The 13,593-nt window shown below is 63.7% G+C and carries 6 protein-coding genes, 1 tRNA gene and 5 pseudogenes; 7 read left to right on the top strand and 5 right to left on the bottom strand.

The annotated features are described in order from the left end of the window. The first annotated feature begins 2 nt into the window (after positions 1-2). From betI to betB, 5 genes and pseudogenes are all read left to right on the top strand, one after another. The gene (betI, locus tag EOA36_RS11285; protein ID WP_127277707.1) at positions 3-578 is read left to right on the top strand and encodes a transcriptional regulator BetI; all 576 of its coding nucleotides are present in this window, start codon (positions 3-5) and stop codon (positions 576-578) included. Next, positions 575-2,104, top strand: a complete 1,530-nt coding sequence (betC, locus tag EOA36_RS11280) for a choline-sulfatase (RefSeq protein WP_127277706.1) — start codon at positions 575-577, stop codon at positions 2,102-2,104. The genes betI and betC overlap by 4 nt, the downstream gene beginning before the upstream one ends. Continuing rightward, positions 2,101-3,102: pseudogene (locus EOA36_RS11275) on the top strand (threonine/serine dehydratase); the annotation flags it as partial. The gene betC and the pseudogene EOA36_RS11275, both read left to right, overlap by 4 nt. A gap of 46 nt (positions 3,103-3,148) precedes the next feature. After that, positions 3,149-4,750, top strand: coding sequence for a choline dehydrogenase (gene betA, locus EOA36_RS11270; protein WP_245464320.1), 1,602 nt, complete (start codon positions 3,149-3,151; stop codon positions 4,748-4,750). Between the two features lie 78 nt (positions 4,751-4,828). Further along, complete coding sequence (gene betB / locus EOA36_RS11265) at positions 4,829-6,292, top strand: betaine-aldehyde dehydrogenase (RefSeq protein ID WP_127277705.1); 1,464 nt, start codon at positions 4,829-4,831, stop codon at positions 6,290-6,292. A 6-nt stretch (positions 6,293-6,298) separates the two neighbouring features. Here the strand turns inward: betB and EOA36_RS11260 are convergent, their stop codons facing one another. Both EOA36_RS11260 and EOA36_RS11255 read right to left on the bottom strand, forming a co-directional pair. Next, positions 6,299-8,533 (bottom strand): mannose-1-phosphate guanylyltransferase/mannose-6-phosphate isomerase, encoded by a 2,235-nt coding sequence (locus EOA36_RS11260; protein ID WP_127277704.1) that lies wholly within the window; start codon positions 8,531-8,533, stop codon positions 6,299-6,301. A 51-nt stretch (positions 8,534-8,584) separates the two neighbouring features. Beyond that, a pseudogene (locus EOA36_RS11255) lies at positions 8,585-9,483 on the bottom strand (LysR family transcriptional regulator). Positions 9,484-9,596: 113 nt separating this feature from the next. Between EOA36_RS11255 and EOA36_RS11250 the strand changes: the two are divergent. Beyond that, a pseudogene (locus EOA36_RS11250) lies at positions 9,597-10,489 on the top strand (NmrA/HSCARG family protein). A gap of 1 nt (position 10,490) precedes the next feature. Here the strand turns inward: EOA36_RS11250 and EOA36_RS11245 are convergent. Next, complete coding sequence (locus tag EOA36_RS11245; protein ID WP_127277703.1) at positions 10,491-12,011, bottom strand: phosphomannomutase/phosphoglucomutase; 1,521 nt, start codon at positions 12,009-12,011, stop codon at positions 10,491-10,493. Positions 12,012-12,210: 199 nt separating this feature from the next. Here EOA36_RS11245 and EOA36_RS11240 point away from each other — a divergent pair. Beyond that, positions 12,211-12,287, top strand: a tRNA-Pro gene (locus EOA36_RS11240). A 250-nt stretch (positions 12,288-12,537) separates the two neighbouring features. On the opposite strand, the pseudogene fghA reads toward EOA36_RS11240, so the two are convergent. After that, positions 12,538-13,251, bottom strand: a pseudogene (gene fghA, locus EOA36_RS11235) (S-formylglutathione hydrolase); the annotation flags it as partial. A gap of 216 nt (positions 13,252-13,467) precedes the next feature. Then, positions 13,468-13,593, bottom strand: a pseudogene (locus tag EOA36_RS38205) (aldehyde-activating protein); the annotation flags it as partial.

Below are 13,593 nucleotides of genomic sequence, written 5' to 3'. Positions count from 1 at the left end.
GAATGGAGCCATTGCGCCGCAAGGCGCTCATCGACGCGACGATCTCGGCGATCGGCGAGCGCGGCTCGCTTGACGTGACCATGTCCGAGATTGCCGGACGCGCCGGTGTGTCTTCGGCCCTTGCCCATCACTATTTCGGCGCCAAGGACGAGCTGCTGTTCGCGACGATGCGGCACATCCTGGCCGAACTGACCATCGACATGCGCCGCGCGCTTCAATCCACCACCTCCCCGCGCGAGCGCGTGTCGGCCGTGGTCGCCGTCAATTTTTCCGACATCCAGTTCCAGGCGGAGACCATCGCCGCATGGCTCGCCTTCTATGTCGAGGCGCAGCAATCGTCCTCGCTGCGCCGGTTGCTCAGAGTCTACGCAAGGCGGCTGCATTCGAACCTGATGAGCGGTTTGATCGGTATCCTGCCCAGGACCGAAGCCGACCGCGCCGCGGAAGCGACGGCGGCAATGATCGACGGGCTCTACATCAGGCGCGCGCTGAAGGATGGCGTGCCCGACGCCGCGACCGCGATCGCGCTGGTCGAGGACTATCTCGAAACCAAACTTGGCGGACAGCACAAACAGTGACAGCGAAGCGACCCAATTTCCTGATCGTCATGGTCGACCAGCTCAACGGGACCTTTTTCCCGGATGGGCCAGCGGAATTTCTACACACGCCGCATCTGAAAGCGCTGGCGGCGCGTTCGGCGCGCTTTGCCAACAACTACACCGCCTCGCCGCTTTGCGCACCGGGCCGCGCCTCGTTCATGAGCGGCCAGTTGCCGTCGCGCACCGGTGTCTACGACAATGCCGCTGAATTTACCTCGTCGATCCCGACCTTCGCCCATCATTTGCGTGCCGCCGGCTACTACACCTGCCTGTCGGGCAAGATGCATTTCGTCGGACCGGATCAGTTGCACGGTTTCGAGGAGCGGCTGACCACCGACATCTATCCGGCGGATTTCGGCTGGACGCCGGACTACCGCAAACCCGGCGAGCGCATCGAGTGGTGGTATCACAATCTGGGTTCGGTAACCGGCGCCGGCATCGCCGAGACCACCAACCAGATGGAGTATGACGACGAGGTCGTGTTCCTCGCGTCTCAGAAGCTCTATCAGCTTTCACGCGAACAGGACGATGCAAGCCATCGGCCATGGTGCCTCACCGTCTCGCTGTCGCACCCGCACGATCCCTATGTCGCGCGCAAGCAGTATTGGGATCTCTATGAGCATTGCCAGGCGCTGGACCCGGAAACCGGCTTCATCGCGCATGACGAGCAGGATACGCATTCCCAGCGGCTGTACCACGCCAGCGACTATCCCTCTTTCGAGATCACACCGGAGCAGGTGCGTCGTTCGCGGCGCGGCTATTTCGCCAACATCTCCTATGTCGACGACAAGCTCGGCGAGCTCCTCGACGTTCTCACCCGAACGCGCATGCTCGACGACACGATCATCCTGTTCTGCTCCGATCACGGCGACATGCTGGGCGAGCGAGGCCTGTGGTTCAAGATGAGCTTCTTCGAAGGCTCGGCGCGGGTGCCGCTGATGATCGCCGGCAAGGGCGTGCCGGCCGGGCTGATCGACGCGCCGGTCTCCAATCTCGACGTGGCGCCAACGCTTTGCGACCTCGCCGGCATCGACATCGGGTCGATCGCGCCGTGGACCGACGGCCAGTCGCTGCTGCCGCTCACCAAGGGTGGGCAGCGCACGGCACCGGTGTTGATCGAGTACGCCGCGGAAGGCTCCTATGCGCCCTTGGTGGCAATCCGCGAGGGCCGCTACAAATTCGTCCATTGCGAACTCGATCCGCCGCAATTGTTCGATCTCGAAGCCGATCCGCTGGAGCGGGACAATCTTGCCGATGATCCCGCCAATGTGGCGTTGGTGGCCGAGTTCATGGACAAGGTCAGGGCGCGTTGGGACATGGCCGGCTTCGACGCCGCCGTGCGCGAGAGCCAGGCGCGCCGCTGGGTGGTCTATCCTGCGCTGCGCAATGGCGCCTATTACCCCTGGGATTTCCAGCCACTGCAGAAGGCGTCAGAGCGGTACATGCGCAATCACATGAACCTCGACAATCTCGAAGAGAGCAAAAGGTATCCGCGAGGCGAATGATGACAGATCTTCTCGTTCCCACCCTCGATCATCTCATGCAGGCCTATGCCGTCACCTCCCAGGCGACACAGGTCACGCCGCTGCTGGAATCGACGGCACTCGCCAAGGAAACCGGTGCGGCCCGGGTCTTCATCAAGCCGGAATCGCTGCAATGGGCCGGATCCTTCAAGGTTCGCGGCGCCTATTGGCGGCTGAAGCGGCTTTCGCCCGACGAAGCAAGGAAGGGCGTCGTCGCCTATTCCTCCGGCAATTTCGCGCAAGGGCTGGCGGCCGCCGGACAGGCGCTCGGCATCCCGGTCACCATCGTCATGCCGATCGACGCCCCGGCCGCCAAGCGTGATGCGACATCAGGCTATGGCGCCCGCGTCGTGCTGACCGATCATGGCGATCGGGCGCGTGAAGAGGTCGCGGCCGCAAAGGCGCGCGAGATCGCGGAGACCGAAGGTCTGGCCCTGCTGCATCCCTTCGACGATCCGGAGATTGTCGCCGGCCAGGCGGGCGCCGGCCTCGAGGCACTCGACCAGTTGTCGGCCAAGGACGCCAGCGCTGATCTCTTGTTCTGCTCGGTCGGCGGCGGTGGGCTGATCGGCGGCGTTTCGCTCGCCTTCCACTATCTGTCGCCGGCGACCGAGATCATCGGCGTCGAGCCCGAAGGGTTCAACGGCATGGGCTCGTCACTGGCGCATGGCTCGATCGAGACCATGCCGATTGGCCCGAAGTCGATCTGCGACGGGCTGATGTCGCGCCGGCCCGGCGACGCCCCCTTCGCAGCAGTCAAGGCAGCGGGTGTTCGCGGCATCACCGTCGACGACCAGTCGGTGCGGCGGGCAATGAAGATCGCCTTCGAGCGGATGAAGCTGGTGCTGGAGCCTTCGGGCGCGGCGTCGGTGGCGGCACTGCTCGGTGGCAAGGTGGATGTGGCGGGAAAGACCGTCCTCGTGGGTGCAACCGGCGGCAATGTCTCGCTCGCCGCTTTTATTGTGCATATGAACCATTCTTTAAGCGGATTTCGTCATCATTGGCTCCGGCTCCGCCGGCTCGGCCATGGCCTATCGCCTGTCCGAGGACGGCAAGCATTCGGTCATCGTCATCGAATTCGGCGGCACCGATCTCGGACCTCTGATCCAGATGCCGTCGGCGCTGTCGATCCCGCTCAACATGAACCTCTACGACTGGGGGTTCGCCAGTGAGCCGGAGCCGCATCTGGGCGGCCGCGTGCTGGCGACGCCGCGCGGCAAGGTGATCGGCGGCTCGTCCTCGATCAACGGCATGGTCTATGTGCGCGGCCACGCCCGTGACTTCGACCATTGGGCCGAACAGGGAGCGGCCGGCTGGGGTTTTGCTGACGTGCTCCCCTATTTCAAGCGCATGGAAGATTCCGACGGTGGCGAGGATGGCTGGCGCGGGCACGGCGGCCCGCTGCATGTGCAGCGCGGCTCGCGGCGCAATCCGCTCTATGGCGCCTTCGTCGAAGCGGGCCGCCAGGCAGGGTTCGAACTGACCGACGACTACAATGGCGCCAAGCAGGAAGGCTTCGGGCCGATGGAGCAGACCATTCTGGGCGGCCGCCGCTGGTCGGCGGCATCAGCCTATCTGAAGCCGGCGCTCAGGCGCAAAAACGTGAGTCTGGTCAAAGGCTTTGCGCGCCGGGTGATTATCGAGAATCAACGCGCCATCGGCGTCGAGATCGAAGCTCACAAACAGATTCAGGTCGTTAAGGCGCGACGCGAAGTGATCGTCGCGGCGTCGTCGATCAACTCGCCAAAAATCCTGATGCTGTCCGGTATCGGCCCGGCCGGGCATTTGCGCGAAAACGGCATTGCCGTCGTGGCCGACCGGCCCGGTGTGGGCGGCAACCTGCAGGACCATCTGGAGCTCTACATCCAGCAGGAATCGACCAAGCCGATCACCCTGAATTCGGTGCTGAACCCGTTCTCCAAGGCGATGATCGGGGCGCAGTGGCTGTTCTTCAAATCGGGCCTGGGCGCCACCAATCATTTCGAGGCCGCCGCCTTCGTTCGCTCGCAGGCAGGCGTCGACTATCCCGACATCCAGTACCACTTCATCCCGGCGGCGGTGCGTTATGACGGCAAGGCGGCGGCGAAATCGCATGGCTTCCAGGCGCATGTCGGGCCGATGCGCTCGAAGTCGCGCGGCTCGGTGACGTTGCGCTCGCCGGATCCGAAAGCGAAGCCGGTCATCCGCTTCAACTACATGTCGCATCCGGACGATTGGGCGGAGTTCCGCCATTGCATCCGCCTGACCCGCGAAATCTTCGGCCAGTCGGCCTTCGATGCCTACCGCGGACAGGAACTCTCGCCGGGCAGCCATGTGCAGTCGGATGACGATCTCGATATGTTCATTCGCGACCATGCCGAAAGCGCCTACCACCCTTGCGGCACCTGTCGAATGGGCCGGGTCGATGATCAATCGAGCGTCGTCGATCCGGAATGCCGGGTCATCGGCGTCGACGGATTACGGGTCGCCGACTCCTCGATCTTCCCGCGCGTGACCAACGGCAACCTCAACGCACCATCGATCATGACCGGCGAGAAGGCGTCCGATCACATCCTTGGCCGTACACCGCTCGCGCCGTCCAACCAGGAGCCATGGATCAATCCTCGCTGGCAGGCGTCTGACAGATAGGCCATGATCCGGGCAACCGATCGAGCCGCCTCGATAGATTGAGCCGCCCACTTGGGCGCAGACGATTTGGAGATCCCCATGCGCGCCCAGCCCACGGCTTCGCACTATGTCAACGGACGCTATATCGAGGACGAAGGCGGCGCGCCGCTGCCGGTGATCTATCCTGCCACGGGCGAGACCATCGCCATGCTGCGTTCGGCGACGCCGAACGTGCTGGAACTCGCTATCGAGGCCGCACGCGCCGCACAGCCGGCCTGGGCGCGGCTCAAGCCGGTCGAGCGCGGCCGCATTCTGCGCCGTGCCGCCGACATTTTGCGCGCCCGCAACGCCGACCTTGCCCGCATCGAGACGCTGGACACCGGCAAGGCGATCCAGGAGACGCTGGTGGCGGACGCGCCTTCAGCAGCCGATTGCCTTGAATATTTCGCCGGCGCGGTCGCCGTCTTCAATGGCGAAGCGGTCGACCTCGGCGGACCCTTCGCCTACACGCGCCGCGAGGCGCTTGGCGTCTGCGTCGGCATCGGCGCATGGAACTATCCGATCCAGATCGCCGGCTGGAAATCGGCGCCGGCGCTCGCCATGGGCAACGCCATGGTGTTCAAGCCATCGGAAAACACGCCGCTTTCGGCGCTGGCGCTGGCCGAGATCTACTCGGAAGCTGGTCTACCCGACGGGCTGTTCAACGTCGTGCAAGGCTATGGCGATGTCGGCGCCGGGCTGGTCGGCCATGATGTCGTCGCCAAGGTTTCGGTGACCGGCTCGGTGCCGACCGGGCGCAAGGTCCTGTCGCTGGCCGGCTCAGGGATGAAGCACGCGACGATGGAACTCGGCGGCAAGTCGCCGCTGATCGTCTTCGACGATGCCGATGTCGAAAACGCCATTGGCGGCGCCATGCTCGGCAATTTCTATTCGAGCGGCCAGATCTGTTCCAACGGCACGCGCGTCTTCGTGCAGAGCGGCATTCACGACCGCTTTGTCGAGCGGCTGGTCGAGCGAACCAAGAAAATCCGCATCGGCGATCCGCTCGATCCGGATACGCAGATGGGTCCGTTGGTCAACAAGGCGCAGCAAGACAAGGTCGTCGGCTATATCGCGGCTGGCAAGCAGGATGGCGCCACGCTCGCTTGCGGCGGCAACGTGCCGTCGCTGCAGGGCTTCCAGGGCGGCTTCTTCGTCGAGCCTACGGTCTTCACCGGCGTCACCGACACCATGCGCATCGCCCGCGAGGAGATTTTCGGCCCGGTCATGAGCGTGCTGAAATTCGACGGTGAGGACGAGGTTATAGACCGCGCCAACGACACCGAGTTCGGCCTTGCCGCGGGCGTGTTCACACGCGACCTGCCGCGTGCCCACCGCGTCATTGCCGAGTTGCAGGCCGGAACCTGCTGGATCAACGCCTACAATCTGACCCCTGTGGAAATCCCCTTCGGCGGGGTCAAGCAATCGGGCATCGGCCGCGAGAATTCGCTGGCGGCACTGGCGCTCTATTCGCAGCTGAAGTCGATCTATGTCGAGACCGGGGACGTGGCAAGCCCGTACTGATCCCGCCTACTTGTCCACAGTCCCATCCAGATACTGGGTCAGCGCACAGACCAGATGGTAGAAGATACTGGCCGGCACGTCTGACGCCAGCGAGCGGCCGCGTTCGTCGATGCGGTCGATCCAGAGGCCCAGCGGCGCCGGGTCGATGTGCCAGCGGAACAGCCGGCCGACGCGCGCCTCGATCTCCGGCTTGAGATCAGGGCCGCCCGAGCCATCCAGCGCGATCGCCGCCTTGAGCGCTTCGGCCTGCGGCCAACTGCGCGATATCAGGTCGAGCGGCAGGCCCTGCCGCGAGACTGCCCCATAGGCAAGGCCGGTGGCGCGGTTAAGGCCGTTGGCGATCGCCGAGGCATAGAGTTTTCGGGCATAGACGCTCAGCTCGGCCTGGCCGCTTCGATCGGCAAAATCGACCAGCAGCGATGCCCATTCGAAGTGATGGCCGGGTTCGGTCCAGGTTCCCTTCTCTCCCAAGACCGGTTTCCATTCGGCATCGAAATACTCGCCGAGCGTCCAGCTCTCGGGGTCGAAGAAATGGCTGCGGAAGAGGTCGATGATGCGGGCCGCGCGTCGCAGATGCGCGCGCTCTCCGGTCGCCTGGTGCCAGGCCAGGAAAGCTTCGAGCAGATGCATGTGCGGATTGGAGCGCCGCTCGCCGGCCCCATCCGATGTCTCGAGGAACCCCGTCATGCGGCTGTCCTCCAGATGCGCATCGAGGAAGGCGAAGGTCTCCTCGCCGAGCCGCAAGGCATCGGGATTGCCCGACATATGCGCGTGCGCCAGTGCCAGCAGAATGCAGGAATGATCGTAGGCGTCCTCGACCGGGTCGGCGACGGAGCCATCGACATTCAGCGTGCGCACCCAACCGCCCCGTTCGGTGCGGCCCTGCCCTGCCATGAAATCGATGCCATGCGCGATCAGCCGGTCGGCCGGGCCGGTCCAGCCACGTTCCTTGGCAACGGCGAAAGCATAGACCTGCCTGGCCTGGGTGCGCATGCGCTTGGGCTTGACGAGCGGCCTGGTGTCGAAACCCAACGCCTCGTGGAAGCCGCCATGGCGCTCGTCGACGCCTGATGTCGACCATAGCGGCAAGGTCTCCTGGAACAGCCAGTGATGCACGCGCCGCCGCCAGGCGCCGCTTTCGATGACGCGGTCGTGCGCTGGCGTGAATCTGGTTTCCAGCCGTCCCGATTTTTCGAGTTGTTCGACGATCTTCTTGACGTGCTGGCTGTGGCTCACCGGGGCAACGAAAGTGGCATCCGCCGTCGAGACGATGGCAACGTCCTTCATGCCGATCGCCGACAGCAGGCGGCCGTCGCTACGGATATAGGAATTCTCACAATCGATGGCGACGACATCACCGACGACGACGTTGCCTCGCTCGTCAGCGGGACCGACGTCGAGGAGCGATTGCCAGGAGCCGAGATCGTTCCAGCGGAAACCGGCCGGCACCATGGCGATGTCTTTTGCCCGCTCCATGATGGCATAGTCGATCGAGTTCGACGGGATGGCCGCGTAGAGCTCCAGCGGCATATAGAGGCCGGACAGGTCCGATGTCGCCGCCTTGTAGGCCGCTTCGGTAGTGCGCCAGATATCGGGCTGGAATGCCTCGAAGGCGTCGCGCATGGCACCCGCCCGAAACAGGAAGATGCCGGTGTTCCAGTAGAAATTTCCCGCCTTGAGATAATCATTGGCCGTCGCGAGGTCGGGCTTCTCGACGAAGCGCGAAACGTCGAACACCCCGCCCTTCTCGGCCGATACCTCGATATAGCCGTAACCGGTTTCCGGCTGGGTCGGCTTGATGCCGAACACCACCAGGCGGCCGGCGCGCGCCGCCTGCGATCCCGCTTCGATACTTTGCCAGAATTGCCCCGCCGTCGCTATTTCATGGTCGGAAGGCACCACCAGCACCAGGCTGTCGCCGAATTCCGACAGAGTGCGCAGCGTCGCCAGTGCGACGGCGGCGGCGGTGTTGCGTCCCGCGGGCTCGAACAGCGGGCCGCCGCCGGCAAGATCGAGACCGGCCAAGTCGGCATGGACACGATCGGCGTGACGTTCCGAGGCGATCAGGAAGATCGGCGTCTCGCCAGCCGGTCTCGCCGTCAGGCGGCGCAAGGTCTTGGCCAGCATGGAGCCATCGCCCGACAGATCGTGGAACTGCTTGGGATTGTCCTCGCGTGACAGCGGCCATAGCCGAGAGCCAACGCCGCCGCTCATGACAAAACTGACGATCCGCTCGGTCATTCAGGTCTCGCGCTCGGGAATTGGAGGTCGATTGGGTAGCACAGACGCCCTTTAAGCGGTATTTGCCCGATTGGAAATCCGCTCGGCCGCCAGTTCGATAAAGGCCTTCACCAGGGGCGAAAGGTGGCGGCTGCTCGGATAGAGCACATGCAGTCCGCCGGCCGGTGTCGTGTAATCCTCGAGGACGCGCTGCAGGCGCCCCTGATCGATCAGCCCTTCGGCCATCGCCTGGGGCAATTGGGCGACACCGAAGCCGGCGAGCGCGGCAGCAAGCACCGCCTGCATTTCATTGGCGGCGAAGCGCCCGGTGACCACGACCGTCTCCTGGCCTTGTGGTCCATCCAGCACCCAATGGGCGCCCGAGGCCGATGGGCCCGCGATGACGCATCGATGGCGCGCGAGATCCGCCGGGCCTTCCGGCATTCCATATCGTGCGAGATAGTCGGGGCTGGCGCAGAGCAACCTGCGCGCGGCACCGAGCTTGCGGGCGATCAGCGTCGAATCCTGGAGGGTGCCGGTGCGGAAGGCGAGGTCGATACCGTCCTCGACCAGGTTGAGCTTGTCGTCGGTGAGCCGAAGCTCGACATTGGTCTTCGGATACAGCGCCAGAAAGTCGACCACGGCGCGGATGAGGAAATAGCCGCCAAAACCTACCGGGGCCGAAATGCGGATGGTGCCCGACGGTTCCGCCCTCGCCTCCGCCAGACGCAGATTCGCCTCCTCGATCGTGCGCAGCCCCTGGCTGCTTTGCTCATATACAGACGCCCGGCATCCGTCAGGTTGAGGCTGCGTGTCGTGCGCTGCAACAGGCGCACGCCGACCTCGCGTTCGAGCGCGGCGACACGGCGGCTGACCGACGTCTTGGGCATGGCAAGCAGACGCGCGGCGGCGGTGAAGCTGCCGGCCTCGACGACGCGAGCAAACACGATGACATCGTTGAGATCGATCATTGTACTCACCAGTGAGACAAAGTTTTCCAACTATAGGCAGTTATGCATCAATCCGACAGAGCCTAATTTTGCTCCAGGCAAACAAGCCGGACAGAGAAAAAGGAGCAGACGAAATGACCAGCAAACGAAACATTCTTGTGACCGGCGCCACGGGCCAGCAAGGCGGCGCGGTAGCGCGTGCGCTGTTGTCCAGGGCCATCACGTCAAGGGACTGACGCGCAAGCCGGGCAGCGAGGGCGCGCGGCAACTGGCGTCGGCGGGCGCCGAGGTGGTGGCCGGCGATCTCGCCGAAGCGGGCTCGGTCGTGAGCGCCGCAAAAGGCGTCGACACCATGTTCCTGATGGGCAACAGCTATGAGGCCGGTCTCGAGGAAGAGACCCGTCTGGGCATCCTAGCCGCCGATGCGGCGAAGACCGCCGGCGTCGGACACTTGATCTATTCCTCCGTTGCCGACGCCGACAAGAAGACCGGCATCCCGCATTTCGAAAGCAAATATCTGGTCGAGAGGCATATCGAGCAGCTCGGCATTCCCTATTCGATCAGCGCGCCGGTGGCCTTCATGGAGAATGCCGTTGCGCCGTGGTCGATCGGTGCGCTCAACCAAGGCATCCATGCCTTCGCCATGCCACCCAAGCGCGTCCTCCAGCTCGTCTCGCTGGTAGATATCGGCGCCTTCGTGGCCGCTCTGGTCGAGCGGCGGGAAGAAGTGTTCGGCAAGCGCTTCGATTTCGCCGGCGACGAATTGTCAGGCGAAGAGCAGGCTAAAATCCTGTCCGGCGCCATCGGCCACCCGATCCGCTACCAGGAAATCCCGATCGCAGTTGCCCGCCAGCAGAGCGAGGACGCGGCGCTGATGTTCGAATGGTTCGACCGCGTCGGCTACGACGTCGATATCGCCGCCTTGCACAGGGAATTTGCGGAGGTGCGCTGGCACGGCTTTGCCGACTGGGCGCGCGATTTTGACTGGGGCGTGCTGACGGCCGCAGCGCCTGCAGCAGGGCGCTGACCTAGAAAGTCTGGTTATAAGCGCCGACTTCCGGACTGCGGCGCAGCACGGCGTCGACGGCATCGAACATCTGCCGGCGACGCTCGGACGAGACCGGGCTTTCGACGACCACGACCAGTTCCGGCTTGTTCGACGAGGCGCGCACCAGACCCCAGGTGCCGTCCTCGGCGACGACGCGGACGCCATTGACGGTGACGAGGTCCATGATCTTCTGGCCCGCGAAACTGGTACCGTCCCGCTGCATCGCCTGAAAATCGGAGACCACCCGTTCGACGACGCCGTATTTCACATCGTCCGCGCAGTGCGGCGACATGGTCGGGGTTCCGAAGGTCAGCGGCAGCGCACGGTAGAGATCGGCCATCGAGCTGGCCGGGTTGCGGTCCAGCATCTGACAGATGGCGATTGCCGTCACCAACCCGTCGTCATAGCCGCGCCCGATCGGCGGGTTGAAGAAGAAATGGCCCGACTTTTCGAAGCCGGCGACAGCGCCGAGTTCGGCAACGCGGCGTTTAATGTAGGAATGGCCGGTCTTCCAGTAGTCGGTAACGGCGCCATTGGCGCGCAGCACCGCGTCGGTGTTGAACAGTCCGGTCGACTTGACGTCGACGACGAAGGTCGAACCCGGATGGAGCCGCGAAATATCCCGCGCGAGCATGACGCCGACCTTGTCGGCGAAGATTTCGTTGCCTTCATTGTCGACGACACCGCAGCGGTCGCCGTCGCCATCGAAGCCCAGACCGACATCGGCCCCTGTCTCCAGCACCTTGTCCCTGATGGCATGCAGCATCCGCATGTCCTCCGGGTTGGGATTGTAGCGCGGGAAGGTATGGTCGAGTTCGGCATCGAGCGGAATCACCTCGCAACCGATGCGCCGCAAGGCTTCCGGGGCAAAGGCGCCGGCAGTGCCATTGCCGCAAGCAGCGACCACTTTGAGCTTGCGTGTGATGCGCTTGTCCCCGACCAGGTCGTCGAGATAGGTGGCGCGAAAATCGCGGACGAAATCATAGGAGCCGCCGCCTGTAAGGTCGAAATCGCCGGCGAGCACCATCGCCTTCAGCGCGGTCATCTCCTCAGGCCCGAAGGTCAGCGGCCGCGCGGCTCCCATCTTGACGCCGGTCCAGCCGTTCTCGTTGTGCGAGGCGGTGACCATGGCGACGGACTGCGTCTCCAGTGCGAACTGCGCGAAATAGGCCATAGGCGACAGCGCCAGGCCGATGTCCTTCACCCTTGCGCCGGCCGCCATCAGCCCGGAAACCAGCGCTAGCTTGATGCCAAGCGAATAGGACCGGAAATCATGCCCGGTGACGATGTCGGGTCCGGCGCCGAGACGGCGAATCAGCGTGCCGAGCCCCATGCCAAGCGCCTGGACGCCGATCAGATTGAGTTCCGGCGGCACCGTCGAACCGGGATGACCGAACCACCAGCGCGCATCATATTCACGAAACCCGGATGCCTTGATCAGCGCCGCGGTTTCGAATTTGAAGCTGTTGGGCCAGGCTTCGCCAACGATTTTTGGGGGCAAGACAGCAGGGCTCCAGGAGACAGAAACACGATCTATCGAGGCAGCGGCGTAGCACACAAGGCTTTAAGCCGCGTTTATCCCGGATGGAAATCCGAGCTTTCCGGCAAGCCCCGACGAAAGCGCACGAAATGCGACAGAAGTGCTGCCATTGCCGCTTGCAGGAACGAAGTGTGGCGGCTATAAGCCCGCGGTCTGGTCACGGAGTGTAGCGCAGCCTGGTAGCGCACCTCGTTCGGGACGAGGGGGTCGCAGGTTCAAATCCTGCCACTCCGACCAGAAAAAACAACGGGTTAGGCAGTCTGTAAGATGCCTACCCCACAGATATCCCCACAGAAACAGATGAGCATTTAGGCGCCTCGGTCCATCCGGCAGACGCACAAAGGGTTTTTGAACCCCCTCGACCATGCTGCGTGACTCCAGACCGATCACTTGGACCTTCATCACGCTGAGTTCGCGAAGCATAAGTGCGAAGTGCTTCTGCTTGATCCAGTTGGCCGGGGATCAGCCATCGCGACAAACTATTGTTTTTGCAGGCCTCTTCGAGCAGCCAAGGCCGCAGCCCATCCTGAAGAAATCCGTCGGCCATGCGCTGGTCGACCAGGAACTCCCCAAAGCGACGACCGTCCTCGATCAGCAGTGTGACATCGTAGGCGCGCCAGCTCTTCTAGTCCTGTCCGAGATATTTTTCGAAGGCTGGCCGCGACCAGCTCGACGGCTGCACGATCGGCGCTAAGGCCGAACAGCTTCGGTAGCACTCAGGATACTTCAGCGCGATCGTCAGCGCGCCGTGCCCGCCCATCGAATGGCCGAAGATCGATTGGCGTGACATGTCGACCGGGAAATTCGCGGCGACCAGCGCCGGCAATTCCTCGGTGATCTAGGAGTATATGCGGTAGCTCTTCGCATAAGGCTGCTCTGTCGCGTCGAGATAGAAGCCGGCGCCGCAGCCGATCTGCCAATTGTCCTTTTGATCCGGAACGTCGGGACCACGCGGGCTGGTGTCGGGACACACGACGACCAGCCCGAGTTCGGATGCCAGGCGCCGGTATTCGCCCTTGTCCATGACATTGGCGTGCGTGCAGGTGAGGCCGGACAGATACCAAAGCACCGGCACCAGCCGATCCCTGGCCTGCGGCGGCACGAAGACGGCAAAGGTCATGTCGCAGGCGCAGACCTCGCAAGCATGCGAGTAGACGCCCTGGGTGCCGCTATGCGATTTCGACGTAGAAACGACCTTCATCAACTCTGCCTCTCGTCCTGATAATCTCAATCAGGTATAGCCACCGGCCGGACCGCTCCCGGCTCTGCGCCTTGAAACCGCACCGGCGACGCGATCGAGCTGCGCTGGCTCGACTGCGCCGCCGGTCTTACGCCTTGCTTGGAGGCTCGTTAGTTTGGGAACACAGAACCTTCGGCCTGGCGTATCTCTACCGCCCATGAACCGGACCGCAATTTGTCAGGCGGGCAGCGCGCCGGACTTCTTCGCCGTCCAGGTGGCGATGTAGTCCATCAGGCCCGGATTGAGGCAGTCATAAGGCTCCAGCCCGATTGTCTTCAGCCGGGCCCGGATGCCGTCCATACG

It is taken from the genome of Mesorhizobium sp. M8A.F.Ca.ET.021.01.1.1, assembly GCF_003998025.1.
In the GTDB taxonomy this organism is placed as follows: Bacteria; Pseudomonadota; Alphaproteobacteria; order Rhizobiales; family Rhizobiaceae; genus Mesorhizobium.
This window is presented reverse-complemented; position numbering and strand designations above follow the sequence as displayed.